Below are 22,833 nucleotides of genomic sequence, written 5' to 3'. Positions count from 1 at the left end.
CGAGTCACGCACCATTTTGGGCCATGCAGTGTAGCGCTGGTGAAGAATTGAGGGTAATCAAGTCGGGAGTCTGTCAGGGGGATTCAGGGAGGAATAGATAATAAAAAAGCCTGCTCTTGATAACAATAAGAACAGGCTAAGGCGCTAACACTAAAATGATTTAGTCATACATACCTTCAGCAGTACGTTCAACCAGCTCCATCTCATCGCTATTCAGCAATTTCTCGATATCAACCAGGATTAACATACGCTCGTCCATCGCCCCCAAGCCAAGCAGATATTCGGTTGACAGAGTGACAGAAAAATCCGGTGCCGGTTTAATTTGCTCAGGATTCAACGACAGGACATCAGAGACGCCATCAACGACAATCCCGACAACGCGTTCCTTGAGGTTCAGGATGATAATAACCGTATGTTCATTAAATTCCGCTGAGCTAAGCTGGAATTTCACGCGCAGATCCACGATGGGTACAATAACACCACGCAGGTTAGCTACACCGGTAATAAAATCAGGGGTATTGGCAATTCGCGTAACACGGTCATAGCCGCGAATTTCTTGCACTTTCAGAATTTCTATACCGTACTCTTCTTTACCAAGCGCAAAAACCAGATATTCCTGATCAATATTTTTATCATCTTTCTTTTTCTCTGAAGCAGAAAAATTCATAATCTTACCTTTTCGGGACAATTAGAGAGCAATACTTTTATCCATCAGTCTTTGTTCTTTGCAAAGCTTAGGGAGAGCGGCAACATCAAGAATAAATGCTACGCTGCCATCGCCAAGAATAGTTGCAGCAGAAATCCCAACGACTTTGCGATAGTTAAACTCCAGGTTTTTAACGACTACCTGGTGCTGTCCAATTAACTGATCAACCAGTAAGGCATAACGCAGCCCCGCCGTTTGCAGAATCACACAGATCCCTTCACTGGCCTTTGTAGCATCGCCCTTGATATTAAAAATTTGCTGCATTTCAACTAGCGGAATATATTCATCCCTGACTTGCAGCATTAGCTCGCCGCCAGCCATACGATAGAGAGCATTTTCCGATGGCTGTAGCGACTCCATCACCGCACTCAACGGCAGTACGTAAATTTCATCCCCCACACGTACCGACATACCGTCCAGAATAGCCAAAGTCAGCGGCAAAATAATTCGAATGGTTGACCCTTTATTGGTTTCAGACTGGATTTCTACGTGGCCGCCCATTGCCTGAATATTTCGTCGTACGACATCCATCCCAACTCCGCGACCGGATACATCCGTCACCTTTTCTGCCGTAGAGAAGCCGGCGGCAAAGATAAGCATCCAGACCTCTTCATCGCTAATATTCTCACTGATGGACATTCCTTGTGAGACTGCGCGAGCAAGGATTTTTTCACGATTCAATCCCGCACCATCGTCGGTAACTTCAATAACAATATTGCCGCCGTGGTGTTCCGCCGAAAGCAGTAAATTCCCCTTATCAGGTTTACCTTTCGCGCGGCGATCTTCAACAGGCTCAATACCGTGATCGAGGCTATTACGTACCAGGTGCGTTAACGGATCGATAATACGCTCAATCAGGCTCTTATCGAGTTCCGCCGAACCACCCACCAGAGTTAATTCAACGTCTTTATCCAGCTTACCGGCCAGGTCATGCACCAGACGTGGGAAGCGGCTGAAAACATATTCCATCGGCATCATTCGGATCGACATCACCGATTCCTGCAAATCCCGGGCATTACGCTCCATCTGGCCAATACTGTTGATCAGCGTGTCGTACTGTGAAGGGTCAAGCGAGTTAGAGAGCTGCGAGAGCATCGCCTGAGTGATAATCAACTCACCGACCTGGTTAATAATTTGGTCAACCTTTTCCACCGCAACACGGATACTGCTTGATTCCACGCCCTGGGAGCGCGCTGCCGGTTTACTGCGCGCAGGCGGTGCAGCAGACGACGGTTTCACTGAAGCCTCGGGTATTTCACTCGGTGCGACGTCACCCGAACTGGCGGCATGATCATCGGTATTATCACCAGAGACCGCCTGTTGAGGGGTAATGGTGATTTGATCCGGTTCAAGCAAGAAGCACAGCACAGCTAAGATATCGTCGGGGTCGTCGCTCGTTTTCAGTGACACCCGCAGGGTATCCCCTTCCTGCTGTTGTTCAAGAAGTTCGCCAAAATTAGCAAGTTCATCGATCAGCAGCTTTTGTTCTGCCTCTTTAACTTTACTCAACACCACTTGCAGCAGCGTAGGACCCGATTCGCCATTGGTTTCAGCGGCCTGTTCTACCGCAGCAGCAGGTTCAGCTTCAGCCGCCGCTGGTGCTTGTTTATCCGCGAGAGCAATTTGACGCAGCGCTTCACAAATATACTGGAAACTCGCCTGGTCAGGATCTTGTGAGGACTTATATGCATCCAGCTGATCTTGCATAATATCTTTACTCTCCAAAAACAGGTTTACAATATCACTATTTAATTGGAGTGTTCCGCCGCGGGCATCATCCAGTAAGTTCTCCAGTATGTGAGTGGTTTCTTGTAAAACAGAAAAACCAAATGTTCCCGCGCCACCTTTAATTGAATGGGCTGCACGAAAAATGGCATTGAGTGTTTCTTTATCGGGGTTGGCGAAATCCAGGGCAAGGAGATTACTCTCCATATCCGCTAGTAATTCATCAGCCTCAGCAAAAAAAGTCTGATAAAAATCACTTACGTCCATTTTGCTCAACCTTCTCCTTAATAGTATTCACCGAGTCGACAGGTTCATCAACAGGATAGTTAGAAGTGGGGGTAATTTCTAAATTAAGTCTCTGTTCTCCACCACCCTGCGTGGTAGAAATGTTCTGTAATATAGTATTCTCTTTCAGGATTTCTTTTTCTTTCTGTTTGCTAAGCACCAGAATACTTATCCTACGGTTGATGGGATCATCAGCCTTAGAATTCGCCATACTCATGGCATCAGCAGTACCGATAACGCGCAGGACCTTATTACTGGCCAAACCGCTGCTCACCAATGCAGAGCGGGAAGCATTCGCGCGGTCGGAAGACAACTCCCAGTTACCATACCCTTGATCCCCACCGGCGTAAGGCAGTGAGTCGGTGTGCCCCGTCAGACTGATGCGGTTTGGTAATCCATTCAACACCGGCGCTAACGCCTGCAAAATATCACGCATATAGGGTTCAAGAACTTTACTACCGACTTTAAACATCGGCCGTTCCTGGCTATCAACGATTTGAATAAGCAAACCATCATCAGTCAATGATATTAACAGGTTAGATTTAAAGTCACTTAACCGAGGGTCGCTTTCTATCAATGATTGAATTTTTTCTCGTGTATTTTTTAAATTAGTTTCATTCTTTTTCTTATCAAGTTCTTTCAGTGTTTTCTTGAACACTTCGCCGTCCTGCTTGATAACGTCATCACCTCCACCAGGGATAATGCTTTCACTGAGGCTACTTTTATTCCCTCCTGATAGCGCCACCTTTAATGGCATTTTGAAATATTCAGCTATTTGCTCCAATTGCTGAGGCGTTGAATTAGAGAGCAACCACATGACCAGAAAGAACGCCATCATGGCAGTCATAAAGTCCGCATACGCAATTTTCCATGATCCCCCATGGTGTGCGTGCTTATGCTTTTTATTTCTGCGGACAACAATAACAGTTTGGTTTTTTTTACTCATTATTCACTTTCCGGAGAGGAGTTGTTCGCCGAGGATTTAACCTTGTGAACATGTTCTTCCAGTTCATTAAACGTCGGGCGTTCATGTGAAAATAATGTCTTGCGGCCAAATTCAATGGCAATTTGTGGAGCATAACCATTAAGACTTGAAAGCAGAGTAACTTTAATACACTGGTACATCTTTATTTGTTCACTGCTTTTCTGTCGCAACAGTGATGCCAGCGGCAGAATAAAACCATAGGCGAGTAGAATACCGAGGAAAGTCCCCACCATCGCGTGGGCAATCAGGGCGCCGAGTTCTGCGGCAGGACGATCGGCGGAAGCAAGCGCATGAACAACCCCCATAACCGCAGCGACAATCCCGAATGCGGGTAATCCGTCACCAACGCTGTTAAGGCTTTGTGCAGGAACTTCATGCTCGTGCTCACATGTCTCTATCTCTTCGTCCATCAATGCTTCTAGCTCGAATGCATTCATATTGCCGCTAATCATCAACCGAAGGTAATCGATAACAAAGTTCATCAATTCACTATCGGCTAATAGGCGGGGATAAGCAGAGAATATTTGGCTGTTTTTCGGATCTTCAATATCATTCTCAAGGGTCATCAAACCTGACTGGCGACTCTTAGTCAGGATAAGAAACATCATTCCCATTAAATCCATATAAAGTGCTTTGGTATAACGAGAGCCTCGCATCAAATGAGGAATTGCTTTAAGCGTGCTTTTAATCGCTTTACCATTATTACCAACGATAAATGCACCAATCCCCGCACCACCAATAATTAAAAGTTCAGTCGGCTGGTATAGGGCACCAATTTCCCCACCAGATAGACTAAAACCGCCGAATACGGTCGCGAATACAACCAGGTAACCCAGAATAACCAGCACTTGAACTCCTAAAAATAGTAATCCTATTTATTAACTTAACCTGCGTTCGAGAGATGCACAAAAATACCAAATTACCTTGCGGTAATATGTTATGACGCTGTGGAAATCACTCAGTAATTAATTAAACTACAGAACGCTGGCATGCTCTCCCAATGGGTTATAAAGTACAGTCTTTTTATTAGCCCTGGACGGCGGGCTGCACAAACTACAGTTGAAAGGTTTTTTCGCATGCTCGGCAGTAACAATAAAACTCCCACCGCAATTGCAGCATTCGGTCTGGACGATCATCCCGCAATCAATAAAACGCAGCAAGGTCCAGGCGCGCGTCAGGCCCAGTACCGGTTTTTCCCCTACCGTAGTAGGGCACTGTTCCAGATATAAGCGGTATGCTTTCACCATTGCCTCAATGGGGCGTGGGTTTTCGGTCTTGGACAGATAAAGGAATATATTATAAAACATCGATGAATGGATGTTCTGTTCCCAGGTCATAAACCAGTCATCAGAAAATGGCAGCATCCCCCTCGGCGGTGGGCAGCCACGTAATTCTTTATACAATTTCAGTAATCTTCTGCGACTCAGGCTTGTTTCGCTTTCCAAAATCTGCATACGTGCGCCGAAGGAAATCAATTCAATCGCAATCTGTACTTCTTTATATTCTTCCAGAATGCTTTTATCACTCATCGTCTCACCCTCCTTAGAAATTGAAAAGCTTAGCTATGTAAGAGAATTCAGAAGCTCGGTGGATAAGATGATCCCCGTATGAATCTGTTGCAAAGCTTCAATACGCGAACCCATAGTCAGAAAGTCGATGACCGCTTCATTATCGATGCGTAAGCGACAAATCAGTTGATTGGTAGTTGATAGCTTGAACAGTTGAGGCAATGAGAGATCTTTGATGACATCGATAGTTTCCTCAGTTAAACCTAAACGAAAACCAGCCGAGAATTTGTCTTCACGAATCAATCGTTGCGCCAGCAGCAAGTAAGACAAATTGATGTCATGGATGTTCTGAAGCAGTTCATCATAATTTGAGGTATTCATTGAATCTCGCATAATATACTTGAAATTTCCCTATAGCTATATTTGGTTACATTGTTAAACAAATGCTGATTAAATACCATCAGTAAGTCTAGAAAAAAAACCACTAAGCATTAGAATTGCTCCAAGCAATCATTACCAAAGCAAATAATCGCCTACACAACTTGATTATTTCCGGAGTAATAAAAAACAGGTAATAATCTGATTTTTAAGGTTTTAGCCTTTTAAATACAAATAATTACGAAAATAGTTGTTCATTTTTTAATGATCAAATATCAATCATATAATTTTGTTTCAAAATATTAAGCAGGGACAAGGACTAATAATAACATCAAGAGTGAATATCATTCATGTCCAGGCGAGCACGTAAAAATTTAATTGCCTGGCTATGCAATTGGCTTACTCTCGCTTCAGTAATCCCTAATAGTACCGACACTTCTTTCATGTTAAGATTTTGTTGATAATAGAGGTTCAACAAAAGTTGCTCCCTCTCTGGCAATAACATAATTTCCTGGCGGACCTTTTTGGTCAGACTCGTTAGCATCAACTCGTTTAGTGGATTGAGTTTTTCGTGATCGCTGTCAAGCTGTTCGACACTCTCTTGAAATTCTTCTCTCAACTCATCTAAAGAATAAATTTGACTCACGTTGGTTTCAGCCAGAATCGTCTGATACTCCCGAATCGATATCCCCATCTCCGCAGCCACTTCCGCTTCAGTGACGACACCACCCTTTTCTTGCTCTAATCGTTTAATAACCTTAGTAACTTCACGGGCATTACTACGAATACGTCTTGGAACCCAATCGCGCTCACGTAGTTCATCAATCAAGGCCCAGCGAACTCGCTGCACAATATAGCCGCCAAGAGGCCCGCCTTTTTTAGGGTCAAAATCATCAATCGCAGAAAGAAGCCCTACAACACCAGCCTGAATCAAATCATCCAGATCGACACTTGCAGGTAAACGCACCTGCAATTTTAGAGCTTCATGGCGAACAAGATATCCATATTTATTCCAAAGTTCGCTTTTATCAACGACTCCACCAGCGTTATAAAGACCATTCACAATGATGTATCCTGCTTAAATCACACGCCGTAATTATCATCGAATACGCGTAATTCAAATAGTCCCAAAAGCGCTCATAAAAACACGTAATTCGATCATTTAAAAAGAGTTGGAAAAACTACTTCCTTATATAAGAAGTAACTCTTCCGCAACATTGAAATAACCCTTAGGTCGTACTTTAAATAGTAAATCTAATAACTCAATATCTTACTAATGCATCATGAAGTAGTAGATGCAACATAGCAACTAGAGCATATTAAAAATTGACATCTTCTGCATAGCCTGGAAAACCAGCATCGAAGAGTTAATCGCAAAGTCAGACATCTTCGCAGAACTGATCAATGAATATGTTGACTGCTCATCAGCACCCACCGTTCTTTGCCATTGAGTGGTCAAATTCAGTTTCTGCGCATCTGAGGCAAAACCCAGGGTCTCAATTTGCTGTAAGTTAGTTCCGACTTCAGCCTGAACCTTACCGAGGTTATCAATGCCTTTATTGATGGTGACATTGACGGCATCCAGTGTGTTTTTTAACGCTTCTCGCGCGGCATCTGGGTCGCTGCTTCCGTTAATCGGTTGATTAAGAGCGGTGATGGCTTTATCAAGTGCAACGAATATATCGTCAGGAGAGCCACTCATAAATACATCTTTACCCGTATGACCAACCTGCATTTCGGTGCTGTCAGCAATAATCTGGGTCATTGCGGTATCGCCACCAACATAGACCCCCGTCGTTTTATTAAACGGCGGAGTATCCGTTTTATAGCCAGCAAACATATAACGCCCGCTGCTATTTTTGCTGTTGCCTAAATCGATCAGATTGTCGCGGATCCCCTGAAGTTCCTTCGCCAACGCTGCACGATCAGCATCCGAATAAGCACCATCACCACCAGAAACAATCTTTTGAGTCAGATTTTTAGTGAGCAGGCCGCTAATCGAGTTTAATGCAGTATCTTCCTGGCCCAGAGAATCCTTAGCAAACATACGCGCCGTATCAAAACGGGTCATATTATCAAAGGCACTTTGTTGCGTAATCGATTGAGAAGCACCGGCAGGATCATCAGAAGGTTTTAGCAATGTACGTCCAGCCGATAGGCGGGCATAAATATCACTGTTGTTACCAACAGCTTTGGTCATGCTATTAATGCTATTTTGATACATGTAGAGGGTGCTAAGGCGCATCATTGTTTCCTTCTTTCCGTTCCTGCCGGTGGTTAAGCGTAACTATCTAAACTCAAGGCTATTATCGAATACTCAAAATAGAATCAAACAACGTAGTGGCGGTCTGCAGAACCTGAGCATTAGCCTGGTAATATTGAGTGAACATCTGCAGATTTATGTACTCTGCGTTCATATCAACACCAGAAATTGATTGCTGCTGGGCTAATAAAACATTCGTCGCATTACCGCTGGTTGAAATATCAGCTTTTAACCCTGCCATTGAAGAACCGACAGAACTCACCAGCGAGGCATACGCTTCAGTCAGCGTCGCTTTCCCTATCAGGGTTTGGTTTTTAATATCAATAAGCGCTTTGGCATTCTCATTGTTACTAACATCGCTCGGGTCGCTAGAGCTCGATGCCGCGATTTGATCGCCATCGGTAATCGCAACGCTGAGTTTATCTGCCGCGCCACCTACCGGATTTAATTTAAAGCTATCCCCTGCCTGTGGAGTCCCTGCTGGCATAAAGGAAACGCCATCAAACTGGATTTCACCATTTGGACCAACGGTCGGCGTAATAACGGTGCCATTGCTGCTCTTGATTTCCCAGTCGGTTGCGCCCGGGCCGGTATACGTAATAGAGTAGTCATCCGCATGGACCGCTGAAATATCCGTGTAGCTTACGTTCAGTGTCGCATCGCCAGTGTTATTTCGATTAACGATAGCTTCAGGGTTAGAGATATTGAAAATATCGCCCCCTTTGGTCCCCGTCAGATCGTAACCTGCGCCATTGACCTCATTAAACTTATTCGCCATCTGCAAGGCCAGCTGGTTTAGCTGGTTACGTGCATCAACCAAATCCTCATTACGGAATTTGAACAGACCACCCAGCTTGCCGGTTGTCATTTTGCTTTCATCGAGCGGGATGGAATTACCCGCCGCATCGACGTAGGAGACAACCGTCTTATTTGGATCAGCTGCCGAGACGCTAGATTCTACCTGATAGGACTGATCGCCATTGACGAGCGGCAAACCGCTGGCAAAAGAGACATCCACGCGACCGTTAGCGGTATTTTCATTAACTTTAATTCCCACCAGGTCATTCAACTGACCCAATGCCATATCACGCTGGTCTAGCAGGTCAGCAGGAAGATCACCGCTCTGACCATGAATCTTCTCAATTTCTTTATTCAGGTTCGCAATCTGTTTAGAAAGCGAATTGATATCGTTAACGGTTTGAGCAATCTGCTTATTGGTGCTTTTTTCCAGGCCGTTCAAGGTACTGCTATTATTATTATACTGATAAGCAATAGACTTAAACTGTGACAGCGATTCTTGTCGTGCCGAAGGGCTAGCGGGATCGCTACTCACTTTATCCAGCGCCGCAAAAATATTATTAAGTGACTGCGAAATATTACTAACATCATCAGCCAGCATATTATCAACTTGAGAGAGCTGCTCATAACGACTACTTAATGCTGAAAACTGAGTGCTGGCACCACGTACCTGATTATTGATAAAACTATCATATGAACGCTGGACACCATTAACCTGAACACCATAACCGAAGAAACCATAACCAGTGGTTTTACCTCCGGCCTCGCCTAAAATAATATTCTGGCGAGAATAGCCTGGCGTTACGGCGTTATTCAGGTTGTTACCGACAACATTCAGCGCAGCCTGCGCTGAACTCAGGCCGCTCTGGGCCAGGTTCATAAGGTTCATAAATTACCGCCATGTTCGCTATGTTATAAAACAGATATCCGAACGTTTAACGTTCGCAAATCAACATCGATACTTAAACTATCGGAACTTCCTTAATTAACTAAAATAATTATCTTAAAATATTTGCGAGAGGTCGGTTTTATAGCTATCAATCGCTTGATTTACATTATTCCTTACCTGCTGAATTATACTGATAACTTTCTTCGCATAGTTAGGGTCGGTAGCATATCCTCCCGCCTGTAATGCATGTGCGGCTGTTTCAGGACTGCGAGATTTTGTAATATTTTGATACCGAGGGTTACGAGTTAATAATGCTGTATAGTCGGATAAGGCTTCCGAATAAGATTGATATACACGGAATGCTGATTTAATTTTGTGAGCTACTCCGTCGATATATTCAGTAGTTGTGATCTCTGTCGTCTCCCCTCCCCAATCAGGTGTGGCTTTTATGCCAAACAAGTTGTGGCTCGGCTTGCCACTCTGGGTAAGTATTTCCTTATTCCCCCATCCTGACTCCAGCGCAGCCTGGGCAATAATGAGCTGATGGGGAATACCCGTATTTCTGGCTGCTTCTAACGCAGGGGCCATAAGCCGACTAATGAAACTATTATTTTGCCCCCCTCCCGGTGACATCTCAGCGCGTTGTGGATATGGGTTATCGCTACGCGGAAATATCCCCGTACCACGCTGATACGGTAAGACAACCCCATTACTCAGCGTGAGTGGTCGTGGCGAGCCACCTGATACACTGGCAGGCGTTTCCGCCTGCCCTCCCAACTGTTTGACCATCATATCAGCCACTCCCATATTCCCTCGTTCGGCAATATTCTGGGCTATCTGCTGATCGTACATAGAAGTAAACATTTCAGTTTGCTGACTGTTGAATAATCCGTCTTTGAATGAGGCTGAGCGCATACTTTTCAACATCATCTGCACAAACAGACCTTCCATCTGTTTGGCCACGGCTTTTATTCCATCCTGGGAATTATTCTTTGCCGACAGTTTTAACGAATCCAACGAATGCAGATCAAAAGCGGCGCCTTGCGTAAATGAAGCACTGTTCATTAGTTGATCTCCAGTTTTGCATGCAAGCAGCCTGCGCTTTTCATCGATTGAAGGATGGACATCAAATCGTTTGGCGTCGCCCCTAAACTGTTCAGTGCTCTGATAACGCTATTCAGATCGGCGCTGGTATTAACATGTTGTAAGGAACCGCTTTGCTCACGCACCGAGATTTGCGTTTGTGGTGCCACCACCGTCTGACCGCCCGCCAGTGGCGTCGTCGGCTGGCTGACCTGATTATTTCGGGTCACTTCGACCGTTAAATCGCCCTGCGCTACAGCACAGGAATCAAGCGTAACGTGACGGTTCATAACGACAGATCCAGTGCGAGAGTTTACGATAATTTTGGCGTCTATCGGTCCGGCTTTTACCTGAATATTCTGCACATCAGCCAAGAATCTAACCTTCGCCGAACTGTTGGCCGGCGCATAAAGTTTGATAATCCTGGAGTCTTCCGCAACGGCGGTCGCGCTGCCAAAACGACGGTTAATCGCATCGCTAATCTGCTGCGCACGACCAAAATCATCCTCATTAAGTTGCAGACGGAGGACGTTTTCATTGACGAAATTCATCGGGATTTCGCGCTCCACCGATGCCCCACCGCTAATTCGAGCGCCGTTCAGTTGATTGACCTGAACCCGGCTGCCGCCACCCTGCGCACCGGCACCAGATACCAGCAAATTCCCCTGCGCCAAGGCGTATATTTGGTTATCAACCCCTTTTAAGGGCGTAATCAGCAATGTGCCACCACGCAGGCTTTTTGCGTTCCCCATTGACGACACCACCACGTCAATTTTTTCCCCAGGTTTCGCAAACGGCGGAAGCTCAGCAGTGACCATCACGGCCGCCACGTTTTTTAACTGCATATTGGTACCAGCGGGAACGGTAATACCTAGCTGGGACAACATGTTATTCAGACTCTGTGTGGTGAACGGCGTCTGCATGGTTTGGTCACCCGTACCATCCAGACCGACGACCAGACCGTAGCCCATTAAGGAGTTACTCCGCACCCCTTGCACTGTCGTCAAGTCGCGGATTCGTTCCGCATGTACGCCAGTAGACAAGAACATACTGGCTCCCATAACAATGAAGCTCAGGTAATATATAAGGAATGATTTTTTCATTATCGGAGAATTAAAAAGGAGAAAGGTTAAGGAACAGGCGCTGTAACCAACCCATCTGCTGGGCTTCGTTGATATAACCATTACCAACATATTCAATACGCGCATCTGCAACCTGTGTAGAAATCACGGTGTTGCTACCGCTTATCGTGCGTGGGTTAACTACCCCAGAAAAGCGAATAAACTCCGTGCCCTGGTTAATGGCTATCTGTTTTTCCCCCACAACGCGTAAATTGCCGTTTTGCAGTACTTGTTTAACGGTTACGGTAATCGTGCCGCTGAAGGTATTTTTAGCCGCCGCGCCGCCCTTGCCGGAGAAATCATTCTTACCACTAATAGATGTATTGGCTTTGTCACCGCCCAGGGCGCCGGCCAGCATACTCGGTAGCGTGTCCAGACTCAGGCCGGTTGAGCCATCGCGAGTCGCGTTGGAGGATGAGCTTTTGCTGGCGCTGACATTTTCCTGGAGAACGATAGTGAGCGTGTCACCAATATTGCGCGGACGTCGGTCTTCGAACATGGGTTGATAACCGTAATTCATCGCCTGGCCTTGCTGAAAAACAGAACCATTCACATCAATTGGCGCACCAGGCATCGGGCTGGCTGTCGTTTCTCCTTCAACCAACGGCTTATGGGGGATATAAGCACAACCAGTGAGCAGCAACGTTAGTCCTAACGGTATGAATACTCTCCTGGATAGCAAAGAACCAGAGACATTATTATTTACAGGAACCACGGCATACGACCCATTTTGTATTTCATTCACGACGGTTAAATCCATCTCAATTCAGCTCCGCCCTTCGGGCAGAGCTGTCTTAGGGTTGGATCAAATTTGTACCAGGCGCTGGAGCATCTGATCGGAGGTGGAAACGGCCTTACTGTTAATTTCATAGGCACGCTGCGTCTGAATCATATTGACCAATTCTTCAGCCACATTGACGTTTGACGTTTCGACAAAGCCTTGTTTCAACGTTCCGCTACCGTTCAGTCCCGGCGTTGATTCGTTTGGCGCACCGGATGCCTGGGTTTCCCGGTACAAGTTTTCACCAATACTTTCCAGGCCGGAATCGTTAATAAACGTACTCAACGTGAGCTGACCAACCTGCTGCGGCGCGGTCTGTCCGGCAACCGTGACGCTAACGATACCGTCATTACCAATCGTCAGCGTCCCCGCATCCTGCGGGATAGTAATCGCTGGCTGCACTGGGTAACCGCTTGACGTCACCAACTGACCATTCTGATCAAACTGGAACGATCCATCGCGGGTATAGGCCGTTGTGCCATCAGCGAGCTGAACCTGGATAAAACCCTGCCCCTCAATCGCGACGTCTTTACTGTTGTTGGTCTGAGTCAGGCTTCCCTGGCTATGAATCCGCTCGGTCGCAACCGGGCGTACCCCTGTACCTAGTTGCAGCCCTGAAGGGATAGTGGTCTGCTCTGAAGACTGTGCACCAGGCTGGCGAAGCGTTTGATAAAGTAAGTCTTCAAATACTGCGCGCTGACGTTTAAAGCCGTTCGTACTAACGTTTGCCAGGTTGTTAGAAATCACATCCATATTGGTTTGCTGTGCTTCCAGACCTGTTTTTGCAATCCATAAAGAACGGATCATTGCTCATCTCTCCTTACCGGGCCTTAACTCATGCTCAGTAATTGGTTAGCATTCTTTTCGTTGTCATCAACGGAGCTGATAACTTTCATTTGCATATCGAAACTACGCGCGGTGGCAATCATATCGACCATCGATTTCACCGGGCTGACGTTGCTGCTTTCCAGCGCTCCGGGAATAAGCTGTAGGTTCAAATCTGCGGGTAGCGTTTGTTGTCCGGCGGCAGCCGTTTCCTCATTGACGTGGAACAGCCCATCATCGCCATGACGGAGCGTTTGAATATTGGCGTTGACCATTTTCAAACGTCCTACCTGAGCTAAGGCTTTTGGCTCATCGCCCGCGCCCAGCGCCGTTATCGTGCCATCCGGGGCAATGGTTATCTGAGACTGTGGAGGAACGCTAATTGGCCCGCCATCACCCATGAGTGGCATTCCGCGCACGCTGAGCTGCCCTTCGTTATCCACTTCAATATTGCCGTTACGGGTATAGCCTTCGCCGCCGTCTGGCAAAGAAACGGCCAGCCAGCCGTCCTGAGGTAATGCAACATCCAAGCTCCGGCCTGTTTGATTAACCGCCCCCATCGTGTCGTCGTGATAAGGCGTGGACTCCGTGACTAACGTACGGGTTTCCACCGAAGGGCCGGTAACAGGCACGGCCCGATAAGCAGCAAGCTGTGCACGAAAGCCTGTGGTTGTCGCATTTGCCAGGTTATTCGTGGTCACAGCTTGACGGTTGAGGGCCGCATTGGCGGCCCCCATGGCAGTGTAAATGGCATGATCCATATCAGCCCGCCATTAACCCAGGTTAACCAGGGTCTGAAGGATTTCAGACTGGGTTTTGATAGTCTGGGAGTTAGACTGGTAGTTACGCTGATAGACGATCATATTGACCATTTCCTGGCTGAGATCGACGTTAGACGCTTCCAGTTTGCCGCCGTACAGCGAGCCAAGGTTCCCGGTATTCGCAATCCCCGTGACCGGCTGGCCGGATTCCGGCGTTTCTACCCAGCAGTTATTCCCCTGAGGAGAAAGGCCGCTTGGGTTAGTAAAGTTGGACAGAACAACCTGACCCAGTAGCTGCGACTCGCCGTTGCTGTAGGAGGCGACGATTTTACCGTTATCGCCTACCACATAACCGGTCATCATTCCCGGCGGATAACCTGTCGTCGTCGGGCTATCAAACGCAGTCTCAGATGCCTGCTGCGTTAAGCCAGTCACATCAAGATCGAAGTTCAGCGCAGTACCGCCGTTATAAGACTCGCCCTGTACGTGTATTTTTGGCATACCCGTAGCGCCAGGAATCAGTTGGCCAGAAGAGTCGAACTCTAGTGCAGTTTGCTGAAAGCTAGGATCGCCGCTTGCATCAAGCTCAGGAGAAGTGGAATCTGAGGAGTAAACCGTCCACTTGTTATCTGCCGTTTTCACATAATAAAGGCTGATGGAGTGCTTGTTGCCCAGGCTGTCATAGGCATCAACGGTAGTGACCGAGTTATAGGTTGTTGGATCCTTGGCATTAAACGTCCCGGTAGGCACTTTGTCACCGGAGTTCAGATTCCCCTTCGTCGTACCGCTGTCGGAAGCGCGAGCCCCCATCTGCCCGGTAGGGATCTGAATCGGCCCTGGTGTCGCGCCCGGCTGGATAGCTGGCGGAGTCCCCGTTGCCTGATAACCGGTTAAGTGCATCCCCTGGTTATTGATGATGTAGCCATTTTGATCGGTATCGAACTGACCATTACGGCTATAAAAAACACTACCGGCTTCACTCACCAGACGGAAGAATCCATTACCCTGAATCCCCATATCCAGCTTGCCAGCCCCAGCCCCTAAAACACCGTCGCTAAAGTTCTGGTTAACGCCTGCAACCTGTACCCCCATACCGACCTGGGAGCCAGCGAATACATCGGCAAAAGCAACTGAGCCAGACTTAAAGCCAACGGTCTGGGAGTTCGCGATGTTGTTTCCGACAACATCAAGAGCTTGTGATGCGGCGTTTAATCCGCTTAGACCTTGTGAAAAACTCATATTTAATTTTCTCGTAAACTAAGAAATAAAATAAAACCTGATTATTCAATCAGATAAATTTCACCCAACGAGGCGCTGCCATCGATACCAAACTGCAGTACCGCGCCCTGTTGACTAAACGAAACGCTGTCCACTTTGACTTTCTTGAGTGCAACCACTTCCGGCGCATTGCCGCTTTCATTCGTAGCGGTGAAGGAAACTTTGAATTTGCCGTCTGCGATTTGGGTAGGGTCTGAAGGCTGGAAGTTTGTCAGATCGTCCATCGTGTACTGGTGGACGCCGGCTTTGACATTTTTCAACTCGCCGGTGTAGGCGTTACCCGCATCATCGGTGAACGTGACCGTCATTTTGTCGGTATCGTTGTTAACCGAGAATCCGAAACTCTTATTGCCACCCTCTGCGTTAGAAACCGTTGGCGTACCTTCAACCAGCACATGGTGTCCAACCCAGTCAGCCGCATTCATCTGCTGCATACTGGAAACCAGCGTGCCGACGCTGTTCAGCGTGGTGTTAAGCTGCTGTACACCAGAAGCGGTGTTGAACTGTGCCAACTGTGTGGTCAGCTGGTTGTTGTCCATCGGGTTGGTGGGATCCTGGTTCTGCATCTGCGCAACCAGCAACGTCATGAAGTTGTTATACAAATCTTCTGAGCTTGTCCCCGTGGTTCTGGAGGTAGACGCATCCCTTGTCGAATTATTTTGTGTAACGGGAGAAACAGACATATCTCGTACCTTATTGACCCAGAGTAAGTGTCTTTAACATCAATGATTTGGCGGTGTTCATCACTTCAACGTTTGCCTGATAGCTGCGGGAAGCGGAGATGGTATTGACCATTTCGCTCACCACATCAACGTTAGGCATGTGTACGTAGCCTTTCTCATCCGCCAGTGGATTCGACGGTTCATAAACCAAACGATCCGGGCTTGCGCTTTCAACGACATCGCTAACTTTGACGCCGCCAATTTCCTGCCCTGGCGCGTTGTTTACCTTGAAGACAACCTGTCGAGCGCGATAAGGCTGACCATCTGGCCCAGCAATACTGTCGGCATTTGCCATATTGCTGGCGCTAACGTTAAGACGTTTTGATTGGGCGGCCATTGCTGAGCCTGAAATATCGAAAATACTGAATAAGGACATATCACCTATTAACCCTGACCAATGACACTCATCATGCCTTTAATTTGAGAGTTAAGAATTGCCAGACTTGACTGATACTTCACATTATTATCAGCAAAGTTAACTCGCTCACGATCCATATCCACCGTATTACCATCCGCACTCGGCTGGTCTGGGACGCGATATAACAACTCCCCATTCCCTATTGCCGCAGCGTGGGCTGGAATATGCTTACCTGACGTGAGAGCTAAACTTAACCCACCGTGGTTGCTCTTTTCCTGATTAACGGCTTTTTTCAACTGTGTTGAAAAATCAATATCTCTTGCCAGATAGCCGGGTGTATCAGCATTTGCTATATTGGAAGCAAGAATACTCTGCCGTTTATTTAGCAAACTTAACGCCTGTTGCTGAAAACGTAGTTCGCCATCAAGCTTATCGATCACCGCGCCCCCCTTGAAGTAGAAATTTTATTGAGATTATTCTAAGAGCAATAGCGTAAAATCTATACTTTAAAAACGAGACAAAATTCGCCCTAATTTAAGAGCTGTATTTAATATGTAAAAGAATCTCAAATTAACCGCCACAAATAGCGACACATATGACACCATTTAGACGCTTAGCAAAGATGCATCCTGATATACAATTTCACTAAAATCTCATTTCTTTTTTTTGTGTGGCAGAATAAATAATTAAGGTGATTTGCTCATGCGTCCACGTTTTCATGCACCCCGAAAAATATGGCTTTGTTTCGCCATCATGGCATGGTCGCCCATATTACAAGCCGCCCCCGATCTCCTCTCACAGATAACCAGCGCCGTTACCTCAAATCTCAAACAGAGCGCTGATTATCCGATTAAGCAAACGGTTGACATCCTTACCGCTGAACAAAAACTGAGTGAGCTATGCCCAAACCCCGTCATCACGCTGAGCGGAAATGACCAACGGCTGACGGGGAAGCGCAGCGTTATCGCGCAATGCGGCACAAAAAGGACATTCATCCAGATAGCTATCCAGGCGGAAGGAACCTGGTGGTCGGCTGCGCGGGCCATTAAACCCGGTAACATGATTCAGCACGATGATATTCGCCCCCACACTGGCTCCCTGGACAGGCTCCCGGCAGACGTGGTACTCAGCCCGCAGGAAATCATTGGCCACGTTCCTACCCGCCTGATTATTCCGGGCAAACCGCTGACCAAAAACCAACTCCGTAAAAATTGGATTATCGTCTCAGGACAGAAAGTGGACGTTATCGCCAAAGGGGCGGGCTTTCAGATACATACCAGTGGTAAAGCGATGACCAATGCGACGGAGCATGACAAACTGCGGGTACAAACCGCTACTGGACAAATTTTGACCGGAACGGCAACCAGTGCGGGTCAGATAGTGATAAATATGAGCCGCTAGCTTTAGTTATTCTGCAACGAACCGATTCTATAGATATGGGTATAGATAAAATCGCTTTTATTGTTGAGGATTATGATGAGTATTAACCGTACAGAACCGACGTCAGCTATTATTGCTACCAGCCAAACTCAACAAGATTTAAGAATGAGTGCCAAAAGTCGAGTCGCTGATACCACCACTGCAACCGACAATGCGAACGTGGGTACGAAAGTACAGATCGGCTCATTAGCGCAAAAAATTCTGGCGGATGACTCCCAGGATATTGATACCGATCGCGTAGCTAAAATCAAAGCGCAAATGGATGCAGGAACGCTGGAGTTTGATTACGACAAAATTGCCCATGCACTGGTGCAAAACATCTTACAATCTGATTACTAATTAACTCTTACTATGAAATATCTTCTCTTTACTTTAGATAAAATTTTTAATTCGATGGTTGAGCTTGAAGTATTGCTAAAAGAGGAGGTTAAGCAACTTAGCGGCCCACAGATTAACCCGATATCGTTGCAGATTATCTCAGACACAAAAAGTAAGTTATTGGCAGCTATTGAACATTATGACAACTTGCGTAAAGAGCAAGAGGCCGAATTAGGTATTGCAGCACCTTACGCTGTACATACCGAATTCAAGCTCTTATGGGGGCAAATAGTTACACAGATTAAACAGTCTAACTATTTGAACCAAAGCGTGTATAGCTTGTTAGATATTCATATGCAGAAAATGAGTAATATAAAAGAGCTGGTCAATAAAACAGGTGTGAATACCTCACTTTATGGTTCATCCGGTCATTCAGATAATCATACAGCGGGGAAAGTTTACAATATCAGCATCTGACATTCCCTGATGCGTAAGGCTGCCAGGGCGGATGCATCAGTTCGGTGAGGCAATAAAGATGCCTCACGTCCACCCCTTTACTACCGAAATGCGGATATAAAGGGGTGGGCGTGACAAGCGTAATCTGAAATCAATTTCCGGTCGTTCCGACTACATACGTCACTGCCCAAGTGGCTCCCCGTCTTCAAACTCACGGCAAATTAACCTAACGCTCTCGGTCGGGATTGGCTCCTGAGTCAGGCCACACCAGGGATGCCCATTCTGCTGCTGATGAAAGCGACAAAAGCGACACTCGCCGAACAGCCTGGCCCCTTGGTTTTTCTGCATAGTCCGAAGATGCGCCAGAAAAACGCTTTTCAGTTGTTCTTGCGAGAACGGTAACAAGTCCCATTGTGCCGACTGGGTTTCCTGTATGGCATTCTGCATGACGTTGCTCGCTTTGTCCGTCAGAAGCAGATGAATAACCCGCTTGTCCCTGCCGTCATTTTCTTTCTTTATCCAGCCTTCGCTTTCCAGTTTATTCAGCGATTGCGATACCGTGCCTTTGGTCAGCCCCAGGTATTCCGTGGTCGCCGCTGGTGTATTGGAATACCCATTGCATTGCCTGAGATAGCACAGAATTTGCACCCAGGTTGTCGGCAGCCCTTTCAACTGTGGATGACGATAAAGGCTGCCCATTTGCAGGCTCACCAATCGTTCAAGAATATCAAAGAGTGTCACAGTAACCTGCCCTTACTTGCCGGGACGTGCCAGATCAACATTTTCCCGACCTCGTGCGATGGTGTGTATTTTTAGATGGTATCGATTCAAAACAATGTTGACAACTCTTTCGACTCAAGAGTAGATTGATTGTGTCGAATCGACACAATCATAGTTCACAAGGAGAGTTACCATGAGTAAAAAAGCCGTTTTCTTTCATGCAGGTTGCCCGGTATGCGTAGATGCAGAACAACAAATCGCGCTGGCACTCGATCCGGCCCAGTACACGGTTGAAATTGTGCATCTTGGCGACGATAAAGCGCGTGTGGCTGAAGCGGTCAAGGCTGGCGTGAAATCCGTTCCGGCGCTGGTACTGGACGGCGGCATTCCGTTGCACATCAATTTTGGTGCGTCTATCGAAGACCTGCTGTAAGGATAAAAATGAAGCGTCTTGCTATGGTATTAGCTATGGCTTTCACCACAACGGCGAGCGCTCATGGTAATAAATCCCACCAGGGCGGCCAAAACTAAAGCCGACATGCTAACGCTGCCGGACCAAATGAACCCGCCGCTGATAATAACCCGCACTCAGGTGCGGGTTCTGGAGTTAACATGAATAAGATTCGCCACCCGCGAGCACCTGCTCTGGCCATTGAACGCTGGTTTAATACCCCACAGCCGATAACCCTGGAATCACTGCGCGGCAAGGTCGTGGTGATGGAGTCATTTCAGATGCTGTGCCCTGGCTGTGTTTCCCACGGGCTACCGCAGGTTTCACGCGTTTACGCCCTGTTTCCACAGGATAAAGTGGCCGTTATCGGGCTGCACACGGTGTTCGAGCATCACGATGTTATGACCGAGCGGGCGCTGGAAACCTTTTTGTCAGAATACAGAATCCCGTTCCCCGTCGGCGTGGACATGGCGTCACCGGACAGTGATATTCCTCTGACCATGCAGGCCTACGCGATGCGCGGCACGCCGACGCTGACGCTAATTGACCAGCAGGGTTACATACGCCAGCAATATTTTGGTCAGGTAGACGATCTGGCGCTGGGCGCGGAAATAGGCGCATTGTTGGCGGAATCACTGTCAGCGCCTCAGAAAGAGTCTGTCGCATCCGGCTGTAGCGATGGTCAGTGCGCGCTGTAAGAATCGGAAGGTATTACAGTATTTTCTGATATCAAGATATGACACCTGATGTCCAGTTCTCTCTGGCAGGTTGCGCTGGCAGCATGGCCCACAGTGGCTGGCTGCCGGATAACGCACGCAATACCGGCGTAACTCAGCTCAACAGCGGCGCTCTGTCCCTGTTATAAATACACATATCCTCTTACGTTGTTGTTTTTTTCTGCTCCTTCGCCTAGGTTAAAATATCCGCAGTTTTTTTACGCATATTTCTTAAACGGATAAAAAAGATGACTCGGTATAATACTAAAATGCTGGCAGGTTCACTGGTTGCCGCTCTGCTTGTCTTGGGTAGCACTGCACAGATTGCGCAGGCTACGGAACAGGGGCATCAGCGCCGTGAAGCCCGTGATACGCGACAAGATGCCCGCCGGGATGCTCGTCAGGATAAGCGTAAATGCGTGGTGAGTAACGATAAGAGCAATCAGGATTGTCGTCAGGACAAGCGTCAGGATAAGCAGGACGGACGCCAGGAAGCCCGCGATATTAAATATTAATACGGCTGACGGCGGCATAAGCCAGAGATGGTGATGGGAAAAACCCAGCCAATGGCTAAATGCTTGTTAGTTAAGCGGATTTCTACTTTTAGTATCGCTGCCACATCAGTGCGGTCTTTGAATGATTAGCCAGAACCAGAGTTACTGAAACCGATGAGTCCCCGATGGAAATCGGCGAGCCGGAGAAAGGAAGACAAGGTCAGCCCGCCAGGGATGGCGGGATGAGGCGAACCGAGACAGGAAGTCGAGTTTCGCCGTGCCGCAGGCTGGAGTTCGCAGGCGAGCGCAGTGCGAAGCACCGATTTCCCTGCGGGGCCGCGGGGATTGTTAAGGGGGACTCGGCAGTCCCCCTTGACCCGTTCACAGGAACAGAGGCTTCATGTTCTACAAAACATCAGGTGAACGGAATGTGGCGCTTAACTGACAAACATTAATCCAATGACTGTTTTTTTAGTTTTCAGGGTTTACCCCAAATACCTCACCACCGAATTGGCCAGTTCATCCGGGTTGGCATAATCCGATGACACCGGATAAGTCAGCAACGTAGAGCCGTACTGGCGGGTGATTTGCGGTAAGCAGGCGTCATGAAACGCTTTGATATCGTCAAAATAAGCCTGGGTATAACCGCTTTCGCCTGGCCGTCCGCGCCGCTGGCAGGCCTCAAAACACGACTCCGCGTCGCGGTCGATATACACCACCAGATCAATCTTCGGATAGCTCTTGAGGTAGTCCTTAATATGATAGAAATAGGACATATACTTTGCCGACGGCTGTTCGGTCATCAGGAAGTTGACGTGACAAAAAACGATATCGCTGAATAGCGACCGTTCGATAATGTAATTCCCATCTGGAATATTTTTTAAAATATTTTGTCGGCTGTGAGTGATATACAACTGGAATGCCACTCTGGCATCCGCGTCGTGGGGGTTATCAACAAACACGCGCAGCAGCTCAAGAAAGACCGGATCTTCATCCACCGGTTCTTTTAATACATGCCAGGTTGCGCCGGTTTTCTGCGATAACGCCTCGGCTAACGGTTCCAGCAGCGTTGTTTTACCGGCAGCGATATTCGCTTCAATAGACACGATCTTCATGCCAATACCCTTTTACAGAAATGACTCAATATCGTTTAGTCGATCGTCGCCGATCGCCGGATAAGATCGGGCTTCATCAAAAAGATATTCCTGATACTCCGCACCGCCTAACAAGAGTTGTTCCGTGCCCAGCTCTTGTTCACCATAATCAACCTGCGTTGAACATTGTCGAAAGAAAGCCATGATTCTCTTTTCACCTCATCAGGTGGAATGCTCCCCTATGGGAGAATAAGGGAGCGCGAAACTTATGATGATTTACTGCTGTAAACTTTATCGCCGGTAAACGACGGGTCGGCCCAGAAATTAATGTTGAACTGTGCGTCATCGGTCATCTCAATACGATGCCAATACTGCGGTGGGCTGGTGGCGAAACAACCGGCGTTAATCACCACCTTAACTTCAGGCTCGGTCGCCTGTTCATCGGCAAAACCGTAGTAGGTTACCGTCCCTTCCATCACACACAGCTGGCCAAAAATACCGGCGGCGGTGTTGTGGTGGCTCAGCAGCGCGGCGGGGACGTTATCTTTGGTGAAAAACGGTGTGGAACGTTTGATAGTCCAGTCTTTTGGGATTCTGCGATGGCTCATAATGACCTCCTGCTATAAACATGCATTTAAAATACATCTTTAAGGTTGCGCTGTAAATGGTTTTTGATAA

At 47.3% G+C, this 22,833-nt stretch carries 29 protein-coding genes; 7 read left to right on the top strand and 22 right to left on the bottom strand.

The window, feature by feature from the left end:
* Positions 1–160 precede the first annotated feature (160 nt).
* The 18 genes from cheW to flgB all read right to left on the bottom strand — a co-directional run bounded on the left by cheW (position 161) and on the right by flgB (position 16,906).
* Positions 161–667, bottom strand: a complete 507-nt coding sequence (gene cheW / locus AC6I4B_RS03860; protein ID WP_497769745.1) for a chemotaxis protein CheW — start codon at positions 665–667, stop codon at positions 161–163.
* Between the two features lie 21 nt (positions 668–688).
* The gene (gene cheA / locus AC6I4B_RS03855; RefSeq protein ID WP_497769743.1) at positions 689–2,698 is read right to left on the bottom strand and encodes a chemotaxis protein CheA; all 2,010 of its coding nucleotides are present in this window, start codon (positions 2,696–2,698) and stop codon (positions 689–691) included.
* Positions 2,685–3,662 carry a flagellar motor protein MotB gene (gene motB, locus AC6I4B_RS03850; protein WP_497769741.1) on the bottom strand — a complete coding sequence of 326 codons (978 nt, stop codon included), beginning with the start codon at positions 3,660–3,662 and terminating at the stop codon, positions 2,685–2,687. The genes cheA and motB overlap by 14 nt, the downstream gene beginning before the upstream one ends.
* Positions 3,662–4,549 carry a flagellar motor stator protein MotA gene (gene motA, locus AC6I4B_RS03845; protein ID WP_497769739.1) on the bottom strand — a complete coding sequence of 296 codons (888 nt, stop codon included), beginning with the start codon at positions 4,547–4,549 and terminating at the stop codon, positions 3,662–3,664. The genes motB and motA overlap by 1 nt, the downstream gene beginning before the upstream one ends.
* Positions 4,550–4,675: 126 nt before the next feature.
* Positions 4,676–5,230 carry a flagellar transcriptional regulator FlhC gene (gene flhC / locus AC6I4B_RS03840; RefSeq protein ID WP_497769738.1) on the bottom strand — a complete coding sequence of 185 codons (555 nt, stop codon included), beginning with the start codon at positions 5,228–5,230 and terminating at the stop codon, positions 4,676–4,678.
* Positions 5,231–5,263: 33 nt separating this feature from the next.
* Positions 5,264–5,590 (bottom strand): flagellar transcriptional regulator FlhD, encoded by a 327-nt coding sequence (flhD, locus tag AC6I4B_RS03835; RefSeq protein WP_497769736.1) that lies wholly within the window; start codon positions 5,588–5,590, stop codon positions 5,264–5,266.
* A 328-nt stretch (positions 5,591–5,918) separates the two neighbouring features.
* A complete protein-coding gene (locus tag AC6I4B_RS03830; protein WP_497769735.1) occupies positions 5,919–6,650 on the bottom strand; it encodes an RNA polymerase sigma factor FliA in 732 nt (243 codons plus the stop codon).
* A gap of 246 nt (positions 6,651–6,896) precedes the next feature.
* Positions 6,897–7,832, bottom strand: a complete 936-nt coding sequence (gene flgL / locus AC6I4B_RS03825; RefSeq protein ID WP_497771926.1) for a flagellar hook-associated protein FlgL — start codon at positions 7,830–7,832, stop codon at positions 6,897–6,899.
* Between the two features lie 61 nt (positions 7,833–7,893).
* The gene (gene flgK / locus AC6I4B_RS03820) at positions 7,894–9,537 is read right to left on the bottom strand and encodes a flagellar hook-associated protein FlgK (protein WP_497769733.1); all 1,644 of its coding nucleotides are present in this window, start codon (positions 9,535–9,537) and stop codon (positions 7,894–7,896) included.
* Between the two features lie 114 nt (positions 9,538–9,651).
* Entirely contained in the window at positions 9,652–10,602 is a 951-nt protein-coding gene (flgJ, locus tag AC6I4B_RS03815; protein ID WP_497769732.1) for a flagellar assembly peptidoglycan hydrolase FlgJ, read from the bottom strand.
* Complete coding sequence (locus AC6I4B_RS03810) at positions 10,602–11,669, bottom strand: flagellar basal body P-ring protein FlgI (protein ID WP_497769730.1); 1,068 nt, start codon at positions 11,667–11,669, stop codon at positions 10,602–10,604. The genes flgJ and AC6I4B_RS03810 overlap by 1 nt, the downstream gene beginning before the upstream one ends.
* A 64-nt stretch (positions 11,670–11,733) precedes the next feature.
* Positions 11,734–12,501, bottom strand: a complete 768-nt coding sequence (locus AC6I4B_RS03805) for a flagellar basal body L-ring protein FlgH (protein WP_497769728.1) — start codon at positions 12,499–12,501, stop codon at positions 11,734–11,736.
* A 45-nt stretch (positions 12,502–12,546) separates the two neighbouring features.
* Positions 12,547–13,329, bottom strand: a complete 783-nt coding sequence (gene flgG / locus AC6I4B_RS03800) for a flagellar basal-body rod protein FlgG (protein ID WP_497769727.1) — start codon at positions 13,327–13,329, stop codon at positions 12,547–12,549.
* Between the two features lie 23 nt (positions 13,330–13,352).
* A complete protein-coding gene (locus AC6I4B_RS03795) occupies positions 13,353–14,108 on the bottom strand; it encodes a flagellar basal body rod protein FlgF (RefSeq protein WP_497769725.1) in 756 nt (251 codons plus the stop codon).
* 12 nt (positions 14,109–14,120) lie between these two features.
* A complete protein-coding gene (gene flgE / locus AC6I4B_RS03790; RefSeq protein ID WP_497769724.1) occupies positions 14,121–15,347 on the bottom strand; it encodes a flagellar hook protein FlgE in 1,227 nt (408 codons plus the stop codon).
* A gap of 41 nt (positions 15,348–15,388) precedes the next feature.
* Positions 15,389–16,069, bottom strand: coding sequence for a flagellar hook assembly protein FlgD (locus tag AC6I4B_RS03785; RefSeq protein ID WP_497769722.1), 681 nt, complete (start codon positions 16,067–16,069; stop codon positions 15,389–15,391).
* Between the two features lie 10 nt (positions 16,070–16,079).
* A complete protein-coding gene (gene flgC / locus AC6I4B_RS03780; protein WP_497769721.1) occupies positions 16,080–16,484 on the bottom strand; it encodes a flagellar basal body rod protein FlgC in 405 nt (134 codons plus the stop codon).
* An 8-nt stretch (positions 16,485–16,492) separates the two neighbouring features.
* Positions 16,493–16,906: a flagellar basal body rod protein FlgB gene (gene flgB / locus AC6I4B_RS03775; protein WP_497769719.1), complete on the bottom strand. Its 414-nt coding sequence runs from the start codon at positions 16,904–16,906 to the stop codon at positions 16,493–16,495.
* A gap of 313 nt (positions 16,907–17,219) precedes the next feature.
* Between flgB and flgA the strand changes: the two genes are divergently transcribed.
* From flgA to AC6I4B_RS03760, 3 genes are all read left to right on the top strand, one after another.
* Positions 17,220–17,867, top strand: a complete 648-nt coding sequence (gene flgA, locus AC6I4B_RS03770) for a flagellar basal body P-ring formation chaperone FlgA (RefSeq protein ID WP_497769717.1) — start codon at positions 17,220–17,222, stop codon at positions 17,865–17,867.
* A gap of 72 nt (positions 17,868–17,939) precedes the next feature.
* A complete protein-coding gene (gene flgM / locus AC6I4B_RS03765; RefSeq protein ID WP_497769715.1) occupies positions 17,940–18,245 on the top strand; it encodes a flagellar biosynthesis anti-sigma factor FlgM in 306 nt (101 codons plus the stop codon).
* 12 nt (positions 18,246–18,257) lie between these two features.
* Entirely contained in the window at positions 18,258–18,701 is a 444-nt protein-coding gene (locus AC6I4B_RS03760; RefSeq protein ID WP_497769713.1) for a flagella synthesis protein FlgN, read from the top strand.
* A 159-nt stretch (positions 18,702–18,860) separates the two neighbouring features.
* On the opposite strand, the gene AC6I4B_RS03755 is transcribed toward AC6I4B_RS03760, so the two are convergent.
* Positions 18,861–19,421 carry a MarR family winged helix-turn-helix transcriptional regulator gene (locus AC6I4B_RS03755; RefSeq protein ID WP_497769712.1) on the bottom strand — a complete coding sequence of 187 codons (561 nt, stop codon included), beginning with the start codon at positions 19,419–19,421 and terminating at the stop codon, positions 18,861–18,863.
* Positions 19,422–19,593: 172 nt separating this feature from the next.
* Between AC6I4B_RS03755 and AC6I4B_RS03750 the strand changes: the two genes are divergently transcribed.
* The 4 genes from AC6I4B_RS03750 (at position 19,594) to AC6I4B_RS03735 (ending at position 21,082) form a co-directional block, all read left to right on the top strand.
* Complete coding sequence (locus AC6I4B_RS03750; RefSeq protein WP_497769710.1) at positions 19,594–19,833, top strand: thioredoxin domain-containing protein; 240 nt, start codon at positions 19,594–19,596, stop codon at positions 19,831–19,833.
* A gap of 179 nt (positions 19,834–20,012) precedes the next feature.
* Positions 20,013–20,549, top strand: a complete 537-nt coding sequence (locus tag AC6I4B_RS03745) for a redoxin domain-containing protein (RefSeq protein ID WP_497769708.1) — start codon at positions 20,013–20,015, stop codon at positions 20,547–20,549.
* A gap of 38 nt (positions 20,550–20,587) precedes the next feature.
* Positions 20,588–20,716: a hypothetical protein gene (locus AC6I4B_RS03740; protein WP_497769707.1), complete on the top strand. Its 129-nt coding sequence runs from the start codon at positions 20,588–20,590 to the stop codon at positions 20,714–20,716.
* A gap of 99 nt (positions 20,717–20,815) precedes the next feature.
* Complete coding sequence (locus AC6I4B_RS03735) at positions 20,816–21,082, top strand: hypothetical protein (RefSeq protein ID WP_497769705.1); 267 nt, start codon at positions 20,816–20,818, stop codon at positions 21,080–21,082.
* Between the two features lie 464 nt (positions 21,083–21,546).
* On the opposite strand, the gene AC6I4B_RS03730 is transcribed toward AC6I4B_RS03735, so the two are convergent.
* The 3 genes from AC6I4B_RS03730 to AC6I4B_RS03720 all read right to left on the bottom strand — a co-directional run bounded on the left by AC6I4B_RS03730 (position 21,547) and on the right by AC6I4B_RS03720 (position 22,763).
* Positions 21,547–22,176 (bottom strand): deoxynucleoside kinase, encoded by a 630-nt coding sequence (locus AC6I4B_RS03730; protein WP_497769704.1) that lies wholly within the window; start codon positions 22,174–22,176, stop codon positions 21,547–21,549.
* A 12-nt stretch (positions 22,177–22,188) separates the two neighbouring features.
* Positions 22,189–22,359: a hypothetical protein gene (locus AC6I4B_RS03725; RefSeq protein WP_497769702.1), complete on the bottom strand. Its 171-nt coding sequence runs from the start codon at positions 22,357–22,359 to the stop codon at positions 22,189–22,191.
* Between the two features lie 62 nt (positions 22,360–22,421).
* Positions 22,422–22,763 (bottom strand): TehB family protein, encoded by a 342-nt coding sequence (locus AC6I4B_RS03720; protein WP_497769700.1) that lies wholly within the window; start codon positions 22,761–22,763, stop codon positions 22,422–22,424.
* Between the last annotated feature and the right edge of the window lie 70 nt (positions 22,764–22,833).

The organism is Kluyvera fluvialis (assembly GCF_059725275.1).
Note: the sequence above shows the minus strand (reverse complement) of the source record. Positions and strands in the feature narration are given on the sequence as shown.